At 35.6% G+C, this 22,424-nt stretch carries 19 protein-coding genes; 18 read left to right on the top strand and 1 reads right to left on the bottom strand.

Annotated elements, in window-relative coordinates:
• Positions 1-105: 105 nt before the first annotated feature.
• The 6 genes from ystJ (at position 106) to G4D61_RS14320 (ending at position 6,949) form a co-directional block, all read left to right on the top strand.
• Positions 106-1,344, top strand: a complete 1,239-nt coding sequence (gene ystJ / locus G4D61_RS14295; protein ID WP_025730594.1) for an NADP-dependent malic enzyme — start codon at positions 106-108, stop codon at positions 1,342-1,344.
• Between the two features lie 242 nt (positions 1,345-1,586).
• Positions 1,587-2,456 carry an acetyl-CoA carboxylase, carboxyltransferase subunit beta gene (gene accD / locus G4D61_RS14300; protein ID WP_025730593.1) on the top strand — a complete coding sequence of 290 codons (870 nt, stop codon included), beginning with the start codon at positions 1,587-1,589 and terminating at the stop codon, positions 2,454-2,456.
• Complete coding sequence (gene accA, locus G4D61_RS14305) at positions 2,450-3,433, top strand: acetyl-CoA carboxylase carboxyl transferase subunit alpha (RefSeq protein WP_025730591.1); 984 nt, start codon at positions 2,450-2,452, stop codon at positions 3,431-3,433. The genes accD and accA overlap by 7 nt, the downstream gene beginning before the upstream one ends.
• Positions 3,434-3,795: 362 nt before the next feature.
• On the top strand, positions 3,796-4,755 hold the full coding sequence (gene pfkA, locus G4D61_RS14310; RefSeq protein WP_025730589.1) for a 6-phosphofructokinase: 960 nt from the start codon (positions 3,796-3,798) through the stop codon (positions 4,753-4,755).
• A 20-nt stretch (positions 4,756-4,775) separates the two neighbouring features.
• Entirely contained in the window at positions 4,776-6,536 is a 1,761-nt protein-coding gene (gene pyk, locus G4D61_RS14315; RefSeq protein ID WP_025730587.1) for a pyruvate kinase, read from the top strand.
• Between the two features lie 29 nt (positions 6,537-6,565).
• Positions 6,566-6,949 (top strand): FxsA family protein, encoded by a 384-nt coding sequence (locus G4D61_RS14320; RefSeq protein ID WP_035355500.1) that lies wholly within the window; start codon positions 6,566-6,568, stop codon positions 6,947-6,949.
• 128 nt (positions 6,950-7,077) lie between these two features.
• Here G4D61_RS14320 and ytvI read toward each other — a convergent pair whose 3' ends face one another.
• Complete coding sequence (ytvI, locus tag G4D61_RS14325) at positions 7,078-8,199, bottom strand: sporulation integral membrane protein YtvI (protein ID WP_025730583.1); 1,122 nt, start codon at positions 8,197-8,199, stop codon at positions 7,078-7,080.
• A gap of 326 nt (positions 8,200-8,525) precedes the next feature.
• Between ytvI and G4D61_RS14330 the strand changes: the two genes are divergently transcribed.
• The 12 genes from G4D61_RS14330 to G4D61_RS14385 all read left to right on the top strand — a co-directional run bounded on the left by G4D61_RS14330 (position 8,526) and on the right by G4D61_RS14385 (position 22,420).
• Complete coding sequence (locus G4D61_RS14330; RefSeq protein WP_025730581.1) at positions 8,526-8,996, top strand: DUF441 domain-containing protein; 471 nt, start codon at positions 8,526-8,528, stop codon at positions 8,994-8,996.
• 536 nt (positions 8,997-9,532) lie between these two features.
• Positions 9,533-10,648: a citrate synthase gene (citZ, locus tag G4D61_RS14335; protein WP_025730579.1), complete on the top strand. Its 1,116-nt coding sequence runs from the start codon at positions 9,533-9,535 to the stop codon at positions 10,646-10,648.
• Between the two features lie 190 nt (positions 10,649-10,838).
• Positions 10,839-12,113 carry an NADP-dependent isocitrate dehydrogenase gene (gene icd / locus G4D61_RS14340; RefSeq protein WP_025730577.1) on the top strand — a complete coding sequence of 425 codons (1,275 nt, stop codon included), beginning with the start codon at positions 10,839-10,841 and terminating at the stop codon, positions 12,111-12,113.
• A 69-nt stretch (positions 12,114-12,182) separates the two neighbouring features.
• Positions 12,183-13,121, top strand: a complete 939-nt coding sequence (gene mdh, locus G4D61_RS14345) for a malate dehydrogenase (protein WP_025730575.1) — start codon at positions 12,183-12,185, stop codon at positions 13,119-13,121.
• A gap of 322 nt (positions 13,122-13,443) precedes the next feature.
• Positions 13,444-16,071 (top strand): DNA polymerase I, encoded by a 2,628-nt coding sequence (polA, locus tag G4D61_RS14350; RefSeq protein ID WP_025730573.1) that lies wholly within the window; start codon positions 13,444-13,446, stop codon positions 16,069-16,071.
• 39 nt (positions 16,072-16,110) lie between these two features.
• Positions 16,111-16,944 carry a DNA-formamidopyrimidine glycosylase gene (gene mutM / locus G4D61_RS14355; protein WP_025730571.1) on the top strand — a complete coding sequence of 278 codons (834 nt, stop codon included), beginning with the start codon at positions 16,111-16,113 and terminating at the stop codon, positions 16,942-16,944.
• A 72-nt stretch (positions 16,945-17,016) separates the two neighbouring features.
• The gene (ytaF, locus tag G4D61_RS14360) at positions 17,017-17,661 is read left to right on the top strand and encodes a sporulation membrane protein YtaF (protein ID WP_025730570.1); all 645 of its coding nucleotides are present in this window, start codon (positions 17,017-17,019) and stop codon (positions 17,659-17,661) included.
• Between the two features lie 15 nt (positions 17,662-17,676).
• The gene (gene coaE, locus G4D61_RS14365) at positions 17,677-18,279 is read left to right on the top strand and encodes a dephospho-CoA kinase (protein ID WP_163174197.1); all 603 of its coding nucleotides are present in this window, start codon (positions 17,677-17,679) and stop codon (positions 18,277-18,279) included.
• A 194-nt stretch (positions 18,280-18,473) separates the two neighbouring features.
• Positions 18,474-19,505 carry a glyceraldehyde-3-phosphate dehydrogenase gene (locus G4D61_RS14370; RefSeq protein ID WP_025730567.1) on the top strand — a complete coding sequence of 344 codons (1,032 nt, stop codon included), beginning with the start codon at positions 18,474-18,476 and terminating at the stop codon, positions 19,503-19,505.
• Positions 19,506-19,973: 468 nt separating this feature from the next.
• The gene (speD, locus tag G4D61_RS14375) at positions 19,974-20,357 is read left to right on the top strand and encodes an adenosylmethionine decarboxylase (RefSeq protein ID WP_025730566.1); all 384 of its coding nucleotides are present in this window, start codon (positions 19,974-19,976) and stop codon (positions 20,355-20,357) included.
• A 126-nt stretch (positions 20,358-20,483) separates the two neighbouring features.
• Positions 20,484-20,942: a transcriptional regulator NrdR gene (gene nrdR / locus G4D61_RS14380; protein ID WP_025730564.1), complete on the top strand. Its 459-nt coding sequence runs from the start codon at positions 20,484-20,486 to the stop codon at positions 20,940-20,942.
• Between the two features lie 80 nt (positions 20,943-21,022).
• Positions 21,023-22,420 carry a replication initiation and membrane attachment family protein gene (locus tag G4D61_RS14385; protein ID WP_025730562.1) on the top strand — a complete coding sequence of 466 codons (1,398 nt, stop codon included), beginning with the start codon at positions 21,023-21,025 and terminating at the stop codon, positions 22,418-22,420.
• Positions 22,421-22,424: the final 4 nt, after the last annotated feature.

Here is a 22,424-nt window from a genome sequence, read left to right on the forward strand (position 1 = left end):
CTTTTTATCTACAAGTTAATTATGTTATATTGTTTAGTAGACCTGTCTATTCTGACCATCATAGAAGTGCATAAATTGCCTTTTTAAGAAATGGGGAGTGAGTTCATGTCATTGAGAGAAGAAGCATTACATATGCATCGTGTTAACAAGGGGAAATTAGAATCAAAATCAAAAGTTTCTGTGAAAAACGCAAATGATTTAAGTTTAGCATATTCACCTGGAGTGGCTGAACCTTGTAAAATGATTTATGATAAACCAGAAACCGTGTATGAATATACGATGAAAGGCAATATGGTTGCAGTTGTGACAGATGGCACAGCTGTTTTAGGCTTAGGGAATATTGGACCGGAAGCTGCCATGCCAGTTATGGAAGGTAAGGCAATTCTGTTTAAAAGCTTTGCAGGCGTAGATGGATTTCCGATCTGTTTAAATGCGAAAAGCGTAGATGAAATTGTTGAGACCGTAAAGCGTCTTGAGCCAACTTTCGGTGGAGTGAATTTAGAAGATATCGCTGCACCAAACTGTTTTGCAATAGAAGAAAGGCTAAAGAAGGAAATGAATATTCCTGTTTTCCATGATGATCAACATGGGACTGCTATTGTAACGGTTGCCGGCTTAGTAAATGCGTTAAAAATTGTTGGCAAAAAGATGTCAGAAATTAAAGTGGTAGCAAGCGGTGCAGGAGCAGCTGGTATCGCTATTATTAAATTACTATATCATTTTGGTGTTCGTGACATTATTATGTGTGATTCTAAAGGCGCAATTTATGAAGGCCGCACATACGGCATGAATAAAGTAAAGTCAGAAGTTGCGAAATATACGAACCGTGATAAAAAAGAAGGTACGTTAGCAGACGTTATAAAAGATGCTGATGTATTTGTTGGTGTATCTGTTGAAGGGGCACTTACAAAAGAAATGGTTGAATCAATGAACAAAGATGCTATTATTTTTGCGATGGCCAATCCAAACCCAGAAATTATGCCAGCTGATGCAAAAGCCGCTGGTGCAAAAGTTATTGGTACAGGTCGCTCTGATTTTCCAAACCAAGTCAATAATGTTCTTGCTTTTCCTGGCATATTTAGAGGAGCTTTAGATGTAAGAGCAACACATATCAACGAAAAAATGAAGCAAGCAGCTGTGAAGGCTATTGCTGATTTAATTGAAGAGCATGAACTAAATGCGGACTACGTAATTCCACGTCCATTTGATCCTCGTGTAGCGCCTGCAGTTGCTGCCGCGGTAGCAAAAGCTGCAATGGAAACAGGTGTAGCAAGAATTCAAGTTGATCCAGAGGCTATTAGAGAAAAAACAATGCGACTTGCGCAAATTGATAAAAATGTGTAATGATTTTACATGTCCACAATAAATGTTAAAATTGTATAGTTGGAGTTTGAGACAAAAAAGAAATATATTATTACTTAATGCAATTATTTTATTATTTTAGCAGTTAAAGCTAATGTGCCTAATGCATGCATGTTAGTAAAATTCATATTAAATAACATTATAACAGCTATTTAAGGAAAAATGAGTGAGGAGCTCTTTTCCTATGTTCTGGATGCTGCCTGCATAAAAAGGAGGGGTAATACTTGCTGAAAGATTTTTTTTCTAAGCCGAAAAAAAGAAAATATGCGACTATCCCTTCAGAAAAAGTAAAACAAGATGTTCCTGAAGGAATTATGTCAAAATGTCCAAACTGCCGCACAATTATGTATACGAAAGAATTACAAAAAAATCAAAAAGTATGCATACACTGTGGATATCACTATCAGATGACAGCATTTGAAAGAGTTGAAAGCTTTATTGATGAAGGGACTTTTGAGGAGTTCGATCAATTGTTAGTTTCAAAAAATCCATTAGAATTTCCTGGATATCTTGAAAAACTAGAAAAAGATCGTCAAAAGACAAACATGAATGAAGCAGTTATGACTGGTAAAGGAAAAATCAATAATATTGACATTGTGCTTTCTGTTATGGATGCTCATTTTAGAATGGGAAGCATGGGGTCTGTTGTGGGCGAAAAAATCACCCGGGCGATTGAAGAGGCTGATAAACTGCAAGTTCCGTTTATTATTTTCACAGCTTCTGGCGGTGCAAGAATGCAAGAAGGAATTTACTCATTAATGCAAATGGCGAAAACAAGTGCAGCATTACAAAAATTTAGTGATCATGGCGGTTTGACCATTTCTATCATGACACATCCAACAACAGGCGGAGTATCTGCTAGCTTTGCCTCACTTGGAGATTTTAATTTTGCAGAACCTGGAGCACTTATCGGTTTTGCTGGTCGCCGTATTATTGAACAAACGATTCGTGAGGAACTACCTGAAGATTTCCAAACGGCTGAGTTTTTATTAAAACATGGTCAATTGGATGAAGTTGTTCATCGTCACGATTTAAAAGAGACGATCACGAAAATTCTTGATATGCATCAGCAAGTAGGTGAATTACAATGGTAAATGAACTTGAATTTGAAAAACCATTAGTTGAGCTGAAAAGAAAAATAGCAGAGCTTAGGGATTTTACAAGTCAATCTGATGTAGACTTATCTAATGAAATTGAAAAGCTTGAGTCGCGTTTAACGGTTCTTGAGAAGGAAATTTATGAAAATATGGAGCCTTGGGATCGCATTCAGATTGCCCGTTTTCCAGAGCGTCCAACTTCATTAGATTATATCCAATATCTATTTACGGATTTCATCGAACTCCACGGTGATCGTCTATATGGTGATGATGAGGCGATCGTAGCCGGGATTGCAAAGTTTAAAGGATTGCCAGTAACCATCATTGGACAGCAACGAGGAAAAGATACAAAGGAAAATATCCGTCGGAACTTTGGAATGCCGCATCCTGAAGGCTATCGAAAGGCATTACGCCTGATGAAGCAAGCGGAAAAATTCCATCGTCCAATTATCACTTTTATTGATACTAAAGGTGCTTATCCTGGTAAAGCAGCAGAAGAACGCGGGATAGCGGAGGCGATCGCCCGTAATTTGTTTGAAATGGCGGGCATGAGTGTTCCAATTATTTGTTTTATTATCGGTGAAGGTGCTAGTGGTGGGGCACTAGGAATTGGTGTTGGTGATCATGTGCATGTGTTAGAGAACTCATGGTTTTCAGTTATTTCCCCAGAATCTGCCGCAGCATTGCTATGGAAGGATGCTAGTCAAGCAAAACGCGCTGTTTCAACGATGAAAATGACTGCACCTGAAATTAAAAAAATGGGTATTATTGATGAGCTTATTCCTGAAGTAAAAGGTGGGGCTCATAAAGATGTCCAAGCACAGGCTGATTTGATGAGTCCTTTCTTAGAAGCATCTTTGAAAGCATTACTTTCTTTACCTTCAGATGAACTTATTCAACAACGTTATGAAAAGTATCGAAAGATCGGAGAATTTTCAGTTTTAGATTCATTCGTGAATTCACAGCAATCATAACTTTTCTCACGGTAGGCAAGCGGATGTTAATAACCGCTTGCCTATCTAATTGTAAATATTTACTTCTGTTTAATTATGTGTGCATTCAATTACATAAATAGGGATAAAATAAAGGTACTTCGGTCATAAGACTGATACAACATTCAGTCAATTGCGAATATTGTACACTTGTTAACGTCCTCAATTTGTCTAGACACATATTGTTCAAAGAATCACATTTTAAAAATTCTTACTTTTTCACAATTGATTGAGAACCTGTATCTAAAGTGGTATTTTAGATATATTCAAAGGCAGAGTTGGCGATAATAATTACGTTAAAAAATCGTCTGCCATTTAAGACTACATAACTTGAGGTGAAACAGATGAAACGTATTGGTGTTTTAACAAGCGGTGGCGATGCTCCAGGAATGAACGCAGCTGTACGCGCAATTGCTCGTAAAGGCATTTATCATGGTTTAGAAGTATTTGGTGTTCATCAAGGATACAGCGGCTTAATTGAAGGTCATATTGAAAAATTAGAAGCTGGTTCAGTTGGCGATATTATTCAAAGAGGAGGAACGATTCTTCAGTCTGCAAGATGTCCTGAATTCAAGACTTTAGAAGGACAACAAAAAGGAATTGAACAATTAAAGAAACATGGTATTGAAGCTTTAGTTGTTATTGGTGGTGACGGATCTTATCAAGGAGCAAAAAAATTAACTGAACATGGTTATCCTTGTATAGGTGTTCCAGGAACAATCGACAATGATATTCCAGGTACAGATTTTACAATTGGTTTCGATACAGCTTTAAATACAGTATTAGACGCAATTGATAAAATTCGCGATACTGCTTCTTCACATGAACGTACGTTTATTATTGAAGTTATGGGAAGAAATGCAGGAGATATCGCTCTCTGGTCAGGATTAGCAGGTGGAGCAGAATCTATTATTATTCCAGAAGAAAATTTTGATATGAATGATATTGTTCAACGTTTAAACCAAGGTAGTGAGCGTGGCAAAAAACATAGTATTATCATCGTTGCTGAAGGTGTTATGAGTGGTACAGCATTTGCTGAAAAATTAGGAAAAGTATCAAATTATGATACACGTGTTTCTGTACTAGGTCATATTCAACGTGGTGGTTCTCCAACGGCATTTGACCGCGTTCTTGCAAGCCGCTTAGGAGCAAGAGCAGTTGAATTATTGCTAGAGGGTAAAGGCGGAAGAGCAGTCGGAATTGAAAATAACAAACTTGTCGATCATGATATTCTTGAGATTTTAGGAAAACCACATAACATCGATAACAGCATGTATAAACTATCCAAAGAATTGTCTATATAAGCAAAATAGGAGGAAATACGATGAAAAAGACAAAAATTGTATGTACAATTGGACCAGCAAGTGAATCTGTAGAAATGTTAGAAACATTAATGAAGAATGGAATGGATGTTGCCCGTCTTAACTTCTCACACGGTGACTTTGAAGAACATGGCGCACGTATCCGTAACATTCGTCAAGCTGCTGCTAATCAAAATAAAACAGTCGCTTTGCTACTTGATACAAAAGGTCCGGAAATTCGTACGCATAATATGCAAGATGGGGCTATTGAACTAATAGAAGGTACAAATGTTACTATTTCGATGAAAGAAGTTCTTGGTACAACAGAAAAATTTTCTGTAACGTATGAAGGTCTTATTGATGATGTAACAGCAGGGTCTAAAATTTTACTAGATGACGGTTTAATTGAACTTGAAGTAACAAGTATTGATAAAGCAAATGAAGAAATTCATACAAAAGTATTAAACCGCGGTGTATTAAAAAATAAAAAAGGTGTCAATGTTCCAGGTGTATCTGTAAACCTACCAGGTATTACAGAAAAAGATGCACAAGATATTTTATTTGGTATTGAACAAGGCGTTGACTTTATTGCTGCATCATTTGTTCGTCGTCCTTCTGATGTATTAGAAATTAGAAGATTGCTTGAAGAAAACAATGCATTGCACATTAAAATCATTCCTAAAATTGAAAACCAAGAAGGCGTAGATAATATTGATGAAATTTTAGCTGTATCTGACGGCCTAATGGTTGCTCGTGGTGACCTTGGTGTAGAAATTCCAACTGAAGCTGTACCTTTAGTACAAAAAGAGTTAATTAGAAAATGTAACACATTAGGTAAACCAGTTATTACAGCTACACAAATGCTTGATTCAATGCAACGCAACCCACGCCCAACTCGCGCAGAAGCTAGTGACGTTGCAAATGCAATTTTCGACGGAACAGACGCAATCATGCTTTCAGGTGAAACAGCTGCAGGAAAATATCCAGCAGAAGCGGTACAAACAATGTACAATATTGCCATTCATGTTGAACAAGCTTTAGATCATCGCAGTATTTTAACAAATCGCAGTAATGATACTGAGCATAATATGACAGATGCCATTTGCCAATCAGTTGCACACACTGCTTTAAACTTAGATGTAAAAGCTATCATCGCACCAACGGAAAGCGGATATACTGCACGCATGATTTCAAAATATCGACCAAAAGCACCAATTATTGCGGTTACTTCTAATGAAAATGTAAAACGTAGCCTAACATTATTATCTGGTGTTTATCCACAATTAGGCGAAAAAGCGCAAACGACAGATGAAATGCTTGAAATTGCTGTAGATGAAAGCTTGAATTCAGGAATTGTAGATCATGGAGATCTTGTTGTTATTACAGCAGGTGTACCAGTTAGCGGTACAGGTACAACTAACTTAATGAAAGTTCATTTAATTGGTGATGAGCTAGCAAAAGGTCAAGGAATTGGCCGCAAAACTGCATATGGTAATGTTGTAATTGCGAAGAATGCAGAAGAAGCAAATGCAAAAGTAACAGAAAATGCAATTTTAGTGACAACAAGTACTGACAAAGACATGGTTCCAGCAATCGAAAAATGCCGTGCGTTAATTGTAGAAGAAGGCGGACTTACTAGCCATGCTGCTGTTGTTGGCATCAATCTTGGTATTCCTGTTATTGTTGGCCTTAAAGAAGCAACAACTTTATTTGCTGATGGACAACAAGTAACAGTCGATGCTGCTCATGGAAAAGTGTACAATGGACGTGCTAGCGTTCTATAATTAAAAATTTACGGAGAGAAGGAGATTTGATGAGGTACATAATGCCTATTTTCATTATTGTACCAGTAATTGAAATTGCTCTATTTATATGGTCAGGTCGTGTGTTTGGGTTTCTGCCAACCATTTTGTTCATGATCTTGTCAGCAATCATTGGCGCTTATTTAACAAAACGTCAAGGATTAACAATGATCCGAAATGCACAAAGACAACTGTCATATGGACAAATACCTGGCAATACAATATTAGATGGAATATGTTTGCTATTTGGTGGCATATGTCTAATGACACCTGGCTTTCTAACAGATACCATCGGTCTCCTTTTTCTCATTCCGTTTACACGAAAGTTATTGAAACCAGTTGTCATAAAAATGATAAAACAATGGTTTTATCATCGACAATTTAAATTCTATTAATAAAAAAGAGGATGTCTTAAAAAAAGGCCAAACACGATATCAACATATATTGGGTATACTGAATGGTATAGTACCTAATATATTGTGATATGTATTTGACCTAAGAGAGATCCTCTTTTTATTATGTTTTATTTGAGTGTATCTTTTCCTACTATGTAATACCAAACATCTCGGAATACATTAGTTCGAATAAGTGTTTGAATAATAACGAGGACGATTGGACCGAGAATAAGCCCTAAAAATCCAACTACCTTAAATCCTACAAAGATAGAAATTAAAGTTGCAAGTGGATCAAGGCCAATACTTGAAGATAAAACTTTCGGTTCCATGATTTGTCTTTGCGCAACAACGATAATATAGAGGACAGACAAACCAATTGCCAAAGGATAGTTTCCTGTGATGATCTCATATATAATCCAAGGAATAAACACAGCGCCTGTCCCTAAGTACGGCAAAATGTCTACAAGCCCGCAAACGAGAGCAATCGTGATGGCATAGTCAACACGTAAAATGAGAAGCCCAATAAGTACAAGTACTAATGTCATAGAAATAAGTGTTAGTTCAGCACGAACAAATCCGAGCAAAGCTTTACGCAAATCGCCAATGACATTCGCACTACTTTTACTTGCTTTTTCAGGAAGTAATTGAGTCACTTTTCTTGCTAGCTTGTGCCAGTCTTTACTGATAAAAAATGTAGCTAAAAAGGCAAATAAAATGACTGTAGCTGCATTTGGTATCCATGAGACAAGTGCTGGTAATTTCCGAAATAATGCTTGTAAAAAGTCTCCAGCATTTGAGGCAATTTTCTGCCCAGTATTTTGGATGTTATGAACAATTGTATCTTGTTGACCGTTATTTAAATTGTTAAACATCCCAGCTAGTTTATCGTACAGCGGCAAAACTTGAGATGTAATGAGTTTTTCAGAGTACGTTACGACTGTTTGCACATGTTTTGGTAGAATATCTGCAAGATAATTCGCTCCATTTACAATTTCAGCAACTAATAAAGTAACAAGCCCTACAAAAAACGCGATGAGTAAGATAATAGTTGTAATGACAGCGAGAGTTCGTGGGAACTTTGCTTTCTTTTCTAAAAAATTCACAATCGGATTAATGAGCAATGCGATAAAAACAGCGATTAAAAAAGGATATGCATATTTAATCATCAAGTAAATTGCAAATAATGATATAAGTGTGACTGCAACAACATTAAAGATTCTAATCGCTCGATGAATATATATAGAATTCAATGATAAACCTCCTTTTTATTTTTATTGTACATGTTGGATTCATTAAACTAAAGAGAAAAATTTACTCTCCACCCAGGCTAATAAAATGAAAAAACACTTTTATTATTATAGCTGACGTATCAATATATGGTAAAACATAACTATTTTTTTGTCTTTATTTGACATCATTATAAAAAATTGAGAAATTCTGTATTATAAGAATTGATTAGCATATTTTCATTCTCGACATATATTTGCACGCTCATACTCTTTAGTTGCGATTTACGTTTCTAGTAACAAAACTTTTATTTGAATATATTTTTGACAAAAGGTTAGAAGGTGTATGAATGATGAATCAAGCTTATTTATTTTTACTTATGTTAATGGTGATTGGGTTAGTAGCAAAAAATCAGTCATTAATTATTGCGATTGTAGTGTTACTGCTATTAAAAATTTGCGGTTTAGATGGAAAGGCGTTTTCGTTTATTCAATCGAAAGGAATAAACTGGGGTGTTACAGTTATTACGATAGCTGTGTTAGCACCGATTGCAAGCGGACAAATCGGTTTTAGGGAATTATTAGATTCTATGAAATCACCATATGCATGGATCGCCCTTGCTTCGGGAATTGCTGTTGCATTAATCGCAAAGAACGGGATATCATTGCTTTCTAGTGATCCACAAATAACGACAGCTCTAGTCATTGGAACAATTGCAGCGGTAGCATTATTCAGGGGTGTAGCTGTAGGGCCGTTGATTGGAGCCGGAATTGCATATATGGCAATGAAAATTGTAGAATGGGTAACGCATAGTTTATAATTTTTAACATTTAATTTCATTCTAGCGGTGATCGTTAAAAGAAAAAGAATCTATGCTATTCTTTCGTCAAACTGTAAACAAACTCCTTTAAAATGGAAGTTTGTTTACAGTTTTTTTAGTGTTGATTTCACTCCAGTGGCTCGCTTTTTGCGGGTGGAAACCGTTTATCTAAATTTCCGACAAACAAAAAAAGAATAAATTTTTCGGCAGTCTGAAGCTATTTCATTCTTTCTTTTTTTCGTTTTGAAGACATCATAAATAACTATAAGACTATAAAAAAATGTTAAGATTTTTTGACGAAATGATATACAAAAGTATCAGATTATTGTTTATAATAAATATGTAAGCGAAAACAGTAAGTTCAAACAATAGACAAATATAAATATTATATTATAATAAGTTATGTGATCGCTTGCATAGTTCAAAAAATACAGATATTAATATCAATTTATTTGTTTCTAAATTTCATTTCAGTAAATAATGAAAGCTCGGTTAACAAGAAAGTGTAAAAACCTTAGGGAAAAGGAGAGATCGTTATGACAGCAACACGTGGTCTTGAAGGGGTTGTAGCTTCAGAAACTTCAATCAGTTCCATTATTGATGACACGCTTACATATGTCGGCTATAACATTGATGATTTAGCTGATCATGCTAGTTTTGAAGAAGTCATCTACTTATTATGGCATCTAAAATTGCCAAATCAACAGGAACTTGATGAATTAAAGCAGCAATTAATCGAAAATATGGAGTTGCCACAAGGGGTTATTGATGCTTTTAAATTGTATTCGCTTCAAAATGTTCATCCTATGGCTGCATTACGAACTGCTGTATCACAACTTGGGCTGTACGATGATGAAGCTGATATAATGGAAAAAGAGGCGAACTATCGTAAAGCTATCCGCCTCCAAGCAAAAATTCCAACTATTGTTGCTGCATTTGCACGCATTCGCAAAGGTTTAGATCCAGTATCTCCAAGGAAAGATTTAGGCTTGGCTGCAAACTTCTTATATATGTTAAAGGGAAAAGAACCTGATGACATTGAAGTTGAGGCATTTAATAAAGCGCTTGTTTTACATGCAGACCATGAATTAAACGCATCAACATTTACAGCACGTGTTTGTGTTGCAACATTATCTGATATCTATTCTGGAATTACAGCTGCAATTGGCGCTTTAAAGGGGCCTCTTCATGGTGGTGCAAATGAACAAGTAATGAAGATGCTGACAGAAATTGGTTCAGCTGATAGAATTGAAGATTATCTCCATGAAAAATTCCGAAATAAAGAGAAGATCATGGGTTTTGGTCACCGCGTTTATCGTAAAGGCGATCCGCGCGCGAAACATTTAAAGAAAATGTCAGAAAAATTGACAAAGCTAACTGGGCAACCATATTACTATGATATGTCTGTGAAAATTGAACAGATTGTTACTTCTGAAAAGGGCATACCTGCCAATGTAGATTTTTACTCTGCATCTGTTTATCATAGTTTAGGCATTGACCATGACTTATTTACACCAATTTTTGCTGTAAGCCGTGTATCAGGATGGTTAGCCCATATTTTAGAACAATATTCAAATAACCGTATCATCCGTCCGCGTGCTGAATACGTGGGACCAGGTATGCAAACTTATGTAAAAATTGAAGATCGCTAGAATGAAATTGTTTTGAACCTCGCATTTAACTGTTGAGGATCATATAAAAAACACTCATTGGGGAATGGGATTTTTTATAGAGGAAACTAACTTATCTTTTGGATTAACCTTGTCATATAGTGCTATGCGTCAAGGTTAATCCAGCACAAATGCATTTGAAAGATTTTATTGAATTGGAGGAGAAAGCATTATGTCAAATGGCGAAAAAATCACAGTTAATAATGGTGTTTTACAAACACCTAATCATCCAATTATTCCTTTTATCGAAGGTGATGGAACAGGACCAGATATTTGGGCAGCTTCACAAAGAGTACTAGATGCTGCAGTTGAAAAAGCATATAATGGCGAAAGAAAAATTGAGTGGAAAGAAGTTTACGCTGGAGAAAAAGCATTCAATAAGACAGGTGAATGGTTACCAGCAGAAACATTAGATGTTATTCGTGAATATTTAATTGCAATTAAAGGACCTTTAACAACACCTGTTGGTGGCGGCATTCGTTCTTTAAACGTTGCTTTACGTCAAGAACTAGATTTATTTGTATGCTTGCGCCCAGTTCGTTATTTTGATGGTGTGCCTTCTCCCGTAAAACGTCCAGAAGATACTGATATGGTTATTTTCCGTGAGAATACTGAAGATATTTACGCAGGTATTGAATATCAAGAAGGTTCAGCAGAAGTAAAGAAAGTGATCGAGTTTTTACAGAATGAAATGGGTGTTAAGAAAATTCGTTTTCCTGAAACTTCAGGCATTGGTATTAAACCAGTTTCAAAAGAAGGTACTGAACGTCTAGTACGCGCTGCAATTAATTATGCTATAAAAGAAGGACGTAAATCTGTTACACTAGTACATAAAGGAAATATTATGAAATTCACTGAAGGAGCTTTCAAAAATTGGGGCTATGAATTAGCTGAAAGAGAATTTGGTGATAAAGTATTTACTTGGGCTGAATACGACCGTATTAAAGAAGCAAATGGTGTAGACGCTGCAAATGAAGCACAAAAAGATGCTGAAACAAATGGTAAAATCATTATTAAAGATTCTATTGCTGACATCTTCCTACAACAAATTTTAACTCGTCCACGTGAGTTTGATGTAGTTGCAACAATGAATTTAAATGGTGACTATATCTCTGATGCACTTGCTGCTCAAGTTGGTGGAATTGGAATTGCACCAGGTGCAAACATTAACTATGAATCTGGTCACGCTATTTTTGAAGCAACACATGGAACAGCTCCTAAATATGCAGGGCTAGATAAAGTGAACCCTTCATCTGTTATTCTTTCAGGAGTATTAATGCTTGAACATTTAGGTTGGAATGAAGCAGCAGATTTAATTACAAAATCTATGGAAAAAACAATTGCTTCTAAAGTTGTTACTTATGATTTTGCACGTTTAATGGAAGGCGCTACAGAAGTAAAATGTTCAGCTTTTGGCGATGAGCTTATTAAAAACATGGCTGAATAATATTGTTTCCAATTGACTGAATTTACTCCAGCCAATTTATATTATTATATTTTATAAGGAGGAATTGTCATGGCTTTGAATAGAAAAAAAGTTTCTGTTATTGGTGGCGGATTTACTGGTGCAACGACAGCCTTTTTATTGGCTCAAAAAGAACTTGCAGATGTTGTGTTAGTGGACATTCCTAAAATGGAAAATCCAACTAAAGGTAAGGCGTTAGATATGTTAGAAGCCTCACCGGTACAAGGATTTGATGCAAATATAAAAGGTACATCGAACTATGAAGATACGAAAGATTCAGATGTTGTTGTTATAACTGCAGGTATTGCCCGAAAACCAGGTATGAGCCGTGACGACCTCGTACAAACGAACCAAAAGGTAATGAAGAGCGTAACACAAGAAATCGTTAAATATTCTCCAAACGCGATTATTATTGTGTTAACAAATCCTGTTGATGCAATGACATATACTGTCTTTAAAGAATCAGGATTTCCTAAAGAGCGTGTAATCGGGCAATCGGGTGTCTTAGATACTGCCCGTTTCCGTACATTTATCGCACAAGAATTAAACCTTTCTGTGAAGGATGTTACAGGTTTTGTATTAGGTGGACACGGTGATGATATGGTTCCACTTGTACGCTATTCTTATGCTGGCGGCATTCCATTGGAAACATTAATTCCGAAAAAACGCCTTGACGAAATTGTAGAACGTACACGTAAAGGTGGAGGAGAGATTGTTAATCTTCTTGGAAATGGCAGTGCTTATTATGCTCCTGCAGCGTCACTTGTAGAAATGGTAGAAGCAATATTAAAAGATCAGCGTCGTGTACTGCCGGCTATTGCATATTTAGAAGGCGAGTACGGCTACGATGGTATTTATCTAGGCGTCCCAACTATTTTAGGCGGAAATGGATTAGAAAAAGTAATTGAACTTGAATTAACTGATGAAGAAAAAGCAGCATTAGACAAATCTGCTAATTCTGTAAAAAATGTAATGCAAGTTTTAGCATAAAAGTGATTGCTAGAAAGGACAGATTCCCTTTAATCATAGGGGATCTGTCTTTTTTTGATCTATTTTAAAAGATTTTATTATACATGTTGCTCACTTTAGCAGCTCCTATTATTATTCAGTTAATTATTTTAGATTGAAGCGGAAGGACGAAATTCCTGCAGAAACGAGGCCCCTGGCTACTCCCTTTTTGAGGATAAATAGAATCTGAAATAAGATAAAAGAAACGGCCATCCCATCTAGCATATTTTCTCTTTTTCCATGAACATGCTAAAATGAGAAAAGAATATTTCTGACGTATTCTCCATATAATCAGGGGGTTTTCATATTGAAAAAAATTGTATTAATAGATGGGAATAGTATTGCCTATCGGGCGTTTTTCGCCTTGCCACTGTTAAATAACGATAAAGGCATACATACAAATGCTGTGTATGGTTTTACAACAATGTTAACGAAAATATTAGAAGAGGAAAAACCTACACATATTTTAGTCGCTTTTGATGCGGGGAAAACTACCTTTAGACATCAAACATTTCAAGAGTATAAAGGAACGCGGCAAAAAACCCCTCCAGAGCTCTCAGAACAGTTCCCTATTATTCGTGAGTTGTTAACTGCATTTGGTATTAAGTTTTATGAACTAGAAAATTATGAAGCAGATGATATTATCGGCACGTTCTCGAAAATTGCTGAAGAAGAGGATTTTACTGTGAAAATCATCTCTGGGGATAAAGATATGACACAGCTTTCTTCGCCGAAAACAACAGTAATGATTACGCGCAAAGGTATTACGGATATGGAAGAGTATACACCGGAACATCTTCAAGATAAGTATGGGTTAACTCCAGAACAAATTATTGATATGAAAGGACTTATGGGAGATACATCTGATAATATTCCAGGTGTTCCTGGAGTAGGCGAGAAAACAGCCATTAAGTTGTTGAAACAATTCCCAACAGTTGAAGAGTTACTGGACCATATTGATGAAGTGAGTGGAAAAAAACTTAAAGAAAAATTAGAGGAATTTAAAGAACAAGCGCTAATGAGTAAGAAACTCGCAACGATTTACCGTGAAGCACCTCTTACACTATCTATTCAGGATACGGCATATACAAATCCGGATACAAATAAATTAAGCGCCTTATATCAAGAACTTGGTTTTAAATCATTATTAGAAAAAATAGATGGAGCCGTTTCAGAGTCACCAAAAGTATTAGATGATATTACTTTTACTTTTGCTGAAGAGATAACAGAAGAATTATTTACTGATGACTCATCACTTTACATTGAAATACTTGACGATAATTATCATACAGCAGATGTCATCGGGATCAGCATAAAAAATGAAAATGGATTATTTTATGTGAGAACAGAGCAGGCTCTCCAATCAACTTTATTTAAAAATTGGATTGAAGATGAAACGAAGCGAAAATATGTATATGATGCAAAACGATCAATCGTTGCATTAAGACGATTTGATTTAGATTTAAAAGGGATTGATTTTGACCTCCTTCTTGCGTCATACATATTGAATCCTTCTGATAATGTAGACGATTTTGCTTCGGTTGCGAATAAGCACGGCTACAATAATGTACAAAAAGATGAAGTTGTATACGGTAAAGGGGCAAAAAGGAAACTACCTGAGGAACATGTGTATGCTAAACATATTGCCCGTAAAGCGCAAGGTATTGAAGAATTAGTCGAGCATTGCAGAAAGGCTCTTTCTGAGAATGAGCAGCTAGATTTGTTTCATAAACTAGAAATGCCATTATCATTAATATTGGCAAATATGGAATCTATTGGCGTCAAGGTCGACATCGAGCGCTTAAAGGAAATGGGAGAAGATATTACAAACCAGCTCCATGCAATTGAAGAAAGTATTTATCAGCATGCCGGTGAAACATTTAACATTAATTCTCCAAAACAATTAGGTGTCATTTTATTTGAAAAATTAGGTCTTCCCGTTATTAAAAAAACAAAAACAGGATATTCGACTTCAGCAGATGTATTAGAAAAGTTGGAACCGGCCCATGAAATTGTAAAAGAAATTCTTCATTACAGACAATTAGGGAAATTACAATCGACTTATATTGAAGGACTATTGAAAGTTGTTCATGACGATCAAAAAGTTCACACTAGATTCAATCAAGCATTGACACAAACAGGAAGACTGAGCTCAACAGATCCTAATTTACAAAACATTCCTATTCGTTTAGAAGAAGGACGGAAAATTAGACAAGCATTTATACCTTCGGAGAAAGATTGGGTTATTTTTTCTGCGGATTATTCACAAGTTGAATTGCGTGTATTAGCACATATCTCTGGTGATGACAAGCTAATCTCAGCTTTCCAGGAGGATATGGATATTCATACGAAAACGGCGATGGATGTTTTTCATGTGAAAGCAGAAGAGGTAACAGCCAATATGAGAAGGCAAGCAAAGGCTGTTAATTTTGGCATCGTCTATGGAATTAGTGATTATGGGTTATCACAAAATTTAAATATTACGAGAAAAGAAGCAGGACAATTTATTGAGCGATATTTTGACAGTTATCCGCGTGTAAAACAATATATGGAAGAGATTGTACAAGAAGCGAAGCAAAAGGGCTATGTCTCTACATTATTAAAACGCAGACGTTACATCCCTGAAATTACGAGCCGCAACTTTAATATTCGCAGTTTTGCGGAGCGTACAGCTATGAACACGCCGATTCAAGGGAGCGCCGCAGATATTATTAAAAAAGCGATGATTGACATGGCTGAACGTTTACAGCAAGAAAAATTACAAGCGCGTCTATTACTGCAAGTTCATGATGAACTTATTTTTGAAGCACCAAAAGATGAAATTGAAATATTAAAACAAATCGTTCCTGATGTCATGGAACATGCACTCGAACTAGCTGTACCGCTTAAAGTTGATTATGCTTATGGGCCAACATGGTTCGATGCAAAATAATTTCTTATTGCGCACATAATTAGGAAAGGAGGAGAGTATATGCCGGAATTGCCAGAGGTAGAAACGATACGAAGGACATTAGAAACACTTGTGATTGGCAAGAAAATTAAAAGTGTAAGTATTTATTGGCCGAAAATCATTAAACGGCCAGAGATTGTTGAGCAGTTTCAAGATGCATTAGTCGATCAAACAATCTTATCAATCGGCAGACGTGGGAAATTTCTTATTTTCTATACAGATGATTATGCACTTGTGTCACATTTGCGCATGGAAGGAAAGTATCGTGTCTTTCCTACAGATGAACCGATAGACAAGCACACACATGTTATTTTCCATTTTACCGATCATTTTGATTTAAGATACAATGATGTTCGTAAATTTGGAACAATGCATTTATTTAATAAAGGTAAGGAACTGGATTCAGAGCCGCTTGTACAGTTGGGACCTGAACCGTTTTTTGAAGATTTCACCGCGGCCTATTTATATGCAAAACTACAAAAAACGGAACGAAGCATTAAAGCAGTTTTACTTGATCAAAAGGTAGTGACAGGGCTCGGAAATATATATGTTGATGAATCTCTGTTTAGAGCGGGAATTTATCCGGAAAGAAAAGCTAAATCCTTAACAAAAAAAGAGGTAAACAAGCTTCATAAAGAGATTATTAGTACTTTACAGGAAGCGGTAGATAAAGGTGGCAGTACAATCCGTTCGTATATCAATTCTCAAGGACAGATGGGAATGTTTCAGCTAAATCTTTTTGTATACGGACGCAAAGGTGAAGCATGCCGAAAATGTGGCACTTTAATTGAAAAAAACGTTACTGCTGGTAGAGGAACTCATTATTGCCCAAATTGTCAAAGAAAACGTAAATGATTATATAGGAACATTGGCTAAGCTCCTTCCATATACTATTTTAGTGATGTGAAAACAGGAAGGAGAATAACAATGTTTTTTAAGCTATCTATTTTTATATTGGCTTTCGCTGTAAGTTTAGATAACTTTAGTACTGGATTCACATATGGCTTAAGAAAGATGAGAATTCCTCTTAAATCGGTTCTTATAATAGCGATTTGTTCTGGGGTATCCTTATTTATTTCAATGCTTTTTGGAAAATCATTACTTACTTTTATGCAACCAGAAGTTGCAAATCGCATTGGTGGTACTATTTTAATTTTAATTGGCGCATGGGTATTGTTTCAGTTTTTCCGCTCTCGTCATGAGCAAGAAGATGATGAAGCAGTATTAGAGGAAAAAGTAGTGCTGAATTTAGAAATTCGTTCATTAGGTTTTGTGATCCATATTTTGAAAAAACCAACGAGTGCTGATTTTGACCGTTCAGGAACAATTACTGGCATTGAAGCGTTTATGTTAGGAATTGCTTTATCATTAGATGCGTTTGGAGCGGGGATAGGAGCAGCAATGATGGGCTACTCATCATACTTATTAAGTATATTAGTTACTTTAATGAGCTTTTTGTTTGTTTCAGGGGGATTAAAGTTAGGAAACATATTTTCACACTTAAGCTGGATGAAAAAAGTCTCATTTTTACCAGGAATTTTACTTATATTAATTGGAATCTATAAATTCTAGAGAGGCATTAGGGGTATGGCAAATATTATTGGATTAACCGGCGGGATCGCAAGTGGAAAAAGTACAGTTTCAAGTATGTTGAAGTCGAAAGGTTTTACGATCATTGATGCTGATATTGCAGCAAGAAAAGTGGTAGAAAAAGGAGAACAAGCCTACACCAAAATTATTGAGGCTTTTGGCAGGACAATTCTTCATGAAAACGGATCAATTGATCGAAAAAAACTTGGGGAAATTGTTTTTAATGATGAAAAAAAAAGGCAGCTTTTAAACGGTATTATCCATCCGGAAATTCGGGCATGTATGTTGCGTGAGAAAGAGGATGCAGTAAAAAAAGGAAAACAGACGGTGATCTTAGATATACCGCTGTTATTTGAAAATAAACTTGAATGGATGGTTGATCGAACGATTTTAGTATATGTTGATGACCATATTCAATTAGAAAGACTTATGCTGCGCAATCATTTTTCAGAGCAGGAAGCAAAAAGCAGAATTCAGGCACAAATGCCGTTAATAAAAAAACGTGCTTTAGCTGATAAAGTGATTAATAATAATGGCAGTATGACAAATACTTTAAAGCAATTAGAACAAATTATTCATGAGTGGAATTTAAAGCCTTAATAGTCATAGTGAATAAGGTCCGATATCCTTGCTACATTACAGGTTGTAATGTAGTGAGGAATATCTGCCTTATTTTTTTATAGTGAAATAACAGAAAAAAGAAAATAATGATTTCACAGGAAAATAAATATGTTATACTATATGTAGAATTTAGTGATATAAGTATAACATTATTTTTAAAGGGGTTGTACGATATGACAACAAAAATAGCGATAAACGGTTTTGGTCGTATTGGTCGAATGGTTTTTAGAAAAGCAATGGCAGACCATACTTTAAATATTGTTGCGGTGAATGCAAGTTATCCTGCTGAAACATTAGCACATTTAATAAAATATGATACGATCCATGGCGTTTTTAAAGGAGAAATACAAGTTGAACAAGATGCATTAATCATCGACGGAAAACGGGTACAATTAATAAGTGAACGTGATCCAGCACAATTACCATGGAAGAAGCTAGGAATCGATATTGTCATTGAGGCGACAGGAAAGTTTAACAGTCGTGAGAAAGCAGCTCTTCATTTACAGGCCGGGGCCAAAAAGGTTATTTTAACAGCGCCAGGAAAAAATGAAGATGTGACAATTGTAATAGGAGTGAATGAAAACGTTTTAAATGTTGATCATCACCAAATTATTTCCAATGCGTCATGTACAACAAACTGCCTTGCCCCTGTAGCAAAAGTGTTAGATGAGCAGTTTGGCATTATAAACGGATTAATGACGACGGTACATTCATATACAAATGATCAAAAAAATATTGATAATCCACATAAAGATTTACGACGTGCCCGTGCATGCGGTCAGTCCATTATTCCGACAACGACAGGTGCTGCAAAAGCATTAGGTATCGTGTTGCCGAAACTACAAGGAAAATTACATGGTATGGCATTAAGGGTACCAACACCAAATGTTTCATTAGTGGATTTAGTAGTGGACTTACGGAAAGAAGTGACGGCAGAGGAAGTCAATGAAGCATTTATGTCAGCTGCCAAAGGATCAATGCGCGGCATTTTAGATGTTACATTTGAACCGCTTGTATCAACTGATTTTAATACGAATGAGCATTCTGCCATTATTGATGGCCTTTCGACGATGGTAATGGGGAAGAATAAAGTGAAAGTACTTGCTTGGTATGATAACGAATGGGGTTATTCTTGCCGTGTTGTTGATTTAGTATCATTTGTAGCCAATAAAATTAATGATCACAATAAAATTACGATGGCATAATCAATTTTCTTATAATTAAATATTGTTTTAATCATTCTTTATGTTTAATTTTAAAAAAGCCTTCACATGATAAGACGTATAGTGAAGGTTTTTTATTGCCTTTTTTTACTAGCTCTGCACATTGCAATTGTAAGAGATCGTAATGTTGTTTACTTTTGAAAGACGTATCATAACTTATGCTTCCCTATTAAAGAAACAATATCTGTAAATAGAATTTTTCAAGTGCGAAAGCATAACGTTTTTAAATAAAAATAAAAAACTTGTATTGCAAATAATAAACAAAATAAGTATACTATGTTTCGTGAACTTCTACGTTTTTTGTTTGTAACAAAAATGAAGTTGGCCGATAATGTCGCTACTTAAAGGGTTAGGACCTCTTTGGACTAACTTTCCCCCGTGGTAGCTACAAATAAGCAACATGCAAAACTGTTCTTAGATCGCTAAATTCATGTTAAAGGGGGAACGATCATGGAAACAATGGGTCGTCATGTTATTGAAGAATTATGGGGCTGTAATATTGACAAGCTTAATGATATAGAATTTATTGAACAAATGTTTGTTGATGCAGCATTGAAATCTGGAGCTGAAATTCGCGAGGTAGCCTTTCATAAATTTGCACCTCAAGGTGTAAGTGGGGTTGTAATTATTTCTGAGTCTCACTTAACGATACACAGTTTTCCAGAACATGGATATGCAAGTATTGACGTGTATACTTGTGGTGATTTAGATCCAAAGATTGCGGCAAACTATATTGCTGAGAGATTGGATGCAACTTCTCGCGAGACAATTGAACTTCCCCGTGGTATGGGTCCCGTGCAAGTAAAGTCACCTGTGCGAGAAGAAGTAAAATAACGAATAATCAACGAGATGATGCTATTCATCTCGTTTTTAATTTGGCAATAATAAGTAATGGTTGTGATTTTTAGTTCTTTTTTATATGATGTAGTTAATAATGTTCATTAAAACGGAGCTGGTATTATGAAATGTCCGTCATGTCATCATAATAATACGCGTGTCATTGATTCACGGCCTGTAGATGAAGGACGTTCAATTAGAAGAAGACGTGAGTGTGAAGTTTGTTCATTTCGATTTACAACTTTTGAAAAGGTAGAAGAGACTCCACTAATTGTTGTTAAAAAAGAAGGAATTAGAGAAGAATTTGATAGAGAAAAAATTTTACGTGGTCTTATTAAGGCTTGTGAAAAACGTCCAGTTTCATTAGAAGTTCTTGAAAATATGTCAATGGATATTGAGAAAAATATTAGAAGTCAAGGCTACGCAGAGGTTAAATCAGATTTAATTGGTGAAATGGTGATGGACAGGCTCTCAAAAGTAGATGAAGTTTCGTATGTAAGATTCGCTTCTGTTTATCGCCAATTTAAAGATTTGAACGTGTTTTTAGATGAACTTAAAGAACTTTTGAACAAGAATTCATAAAAGGCTAGAGTGGCTCATTCTAGCTTTTTTACATATAAAAGGTTCAACAGAGCTTTTTTTGTAAGTAAGGATGTGCCAGCATGAAACAAATATGGAATGAAATACAGCCAGTAGATCAGTACAAAATTGTATTAAAAGGAATGTTAAACCATTTTGATCAAAAGGTGATGTCTCTTTTATATCAACCGCTTATTGGACCGAACTGTTACAGTCTCTATATGACGCTATGGAATGAAGTGGAAGTAAATCGCCTATGGTCTGAGACATGGAATCATTATCATCTAATGAATTTTTTGCATTTAAATTTACAACAGATTTATGAAGCACGCCTAAAGCTTGAAGGGATTGGGCTGCTAAAGACATATACAAAAAACGTTGACGATGTACGAACGTTTATTTATGAGTTGCAACCTCCTTTATCTCCAGAACAATTTTTTAACGATGGATTTTTAAATATTTTTTTATATCGTCAAATTGGGAAAACGCATTTTTTAAAATTAAAGAAATTTTTCTCAGATCAACGAGTGGAAGCATCAGATTTTCAAGATATTACTCGTTCTTTTCATGATGTGTTTAAAACTTCAATCGATGAACAAATGATTTATAACGAAGAATTGCAGGAAATCAGCAAGCTTCATGGTGATGAACAATTTATTGCAAGGCGTGAAGCAGAGCAAATTAAAATTGAAAATCATCATTTTAATTTCGATATTCTATTTGCTGAATTAAGAGACTTTATGATCCCGCAACGTGCCATTACATCTGAAGTAAAAGAAGCAATTATAAAATTATCTTATCTATATGGCATAAATGAATTAGATATGAAAAGTATCTTACTAAGTGCAGTAAATGCAGAACAGACAATTGAAATTGATGAACTTCGAAAATTGGCAAGAGATTGGTATCAGATTGAACATCAAGAGGGGCTTCCTCAGCTTGTAGATCGGATACAACCAGCAATGTATCGGTCTTCGGTCAAAAATGAGGGAGATACAGAAGAAGAAAAATTAATTACTTATTTAGAAACTACTTCTCCAAGACAGGTGTTAATGGATATATCCGATGGTAGCGAACCTGCAAAGGCGGATCTTCAGGCAATTGAAGATGTGATGTTCCAGCAACAATTACCTCCAGGCGTTATGAATGTGCTTATCCAATATGTGCTCATTAAAACAGATATGAAATTAACAAAAAATTATTTAGAAAAAGTAGCCTCACATTGGGCCCGGAAAAAATTGAAAACTGTTAAAGAGGCAATGGAATTTGCAATAAAGGAAGACCGCCAGTACAAACAATGGGTGAATACAAAAGATAATAAGACACAAAGACGTAAACCTGTTCGAACAGAAAAGCTCCCTGATTGGTTTGCTGAGGAAAACAATGAAAAAGCGGCACAAAAGGAAATACAAAATACAGAATCATTAGAGGAAAAAAGGAAAAGGCTCGAACAAATTCGCAATCAATATAAGAAAGGGTGAGATA

Source organism: Heyndrickxia ginsengihumi, from assembly GCF_011008565.1.
Classification (GTDB): Bacteria; Bacillota; Bacilli; order Bacillales; family Bacillaceae_C; genus Weizmannia; species Weizmannia ginsengihumi.

Coding starts and splice junctions, on each gene's coding strand:
- ystJ (WP_025730594.1), top strand. CDS start 106: ATGTCATTGAGAGAAGAAGCATTACATATGCATCGTGTTAACAAGGGG.
- G4D61_RS14385 (WP_025730562.1), top strand. CDS start 21,023: ATGAAACAAATATGGAATGAAATACAGCCAGTAGATCAGTACAAAATT.
- icd (WP_025730577.1), top strand. CDS start 10,839: ATGTCAAATGGCGAAAAAATCACAGTTAATAATGGTGTTTTACAAACA.
- speD (WP_025730566.1), top strand. CDS start 19,974: ATGGAAACAATGGGTCGTCATGTTATTGAAGAATTATGGGGCTGTAAT.
- G4D61_RS14370 (WP_025730567.1), top strand. CDS start 18,474: ATGACAACAAAAATAGCGATAAACGGTTTTGGTCGTATTGGTCGAATG.
- G4D61_RS14330 (WP_025730581.1), top strand. CDS start 8,526: ATGATGAATCAAGCTTATTTATTTTTACTTATGTTAATGGTGATTGGG.
- G4D61_RS14320 (WP_035355500.1), top strand. CDS start 6,566: ATGAGGTACATAATGCCTATTTTCATTATTGTACCAGTAATTGAAATT.
- coaE (WP_163174197.1), top strand. CDS start 17,677: ATGGCAAATATTATTGGATTAACCGGCGGGATCGCAAGTGGAAAAAGT.
- pfkA (WP_025730589.1), top strand. CDS start 3,796: ATGAAACGTATTGGTGTTTTAACAAGCGGTGGCGATGCTCCAGGAATG.
- accA (WP_025730591.1), top strand. CDS start 2,450: ATGGTAAATGAACTTGAATTTGAAAAACCATTAGTTGAGCTGAAAAGA.
- pyk (WP_025730587.1), top strand. CDS start 4,776: ATGAAAAAGACAAAAATTGTATGTACAATTGGACCAGCAAGTGAATCT.
- citZ (WP_025730579.1), top strand. CDS start 9,533: ATGACAGCAACACGTGGTCTTGAAGGGGTTGTAGCTTCAGAAACTTCA.
- ytaF (WP_025730570.1), top strand. CDS start 17,017: ATGTTTTTTAAGCTATCTATTTTTATATTGGCTTTCGCTGTAAGTTTA.
- mutM (WP_025730571.1), top strand. CDS start 16,111: ATGCCGGAATTGCCAGAGGTAGAAACGATACGAAGGACATTAGAAACA.
- nrdR (WP_025730564.1), top strand. CDS start 20,484: ATGAAATGTCCGTCATGTCATCATAATAATACGCGTGTCATTGATTCA.
- mdh (WP_025730575.1), top strand. CDS start 12,183: ATGGCTTTGAATAGAAAAAAAGTTTCTGTTATTGGTGGCGGATTTACT.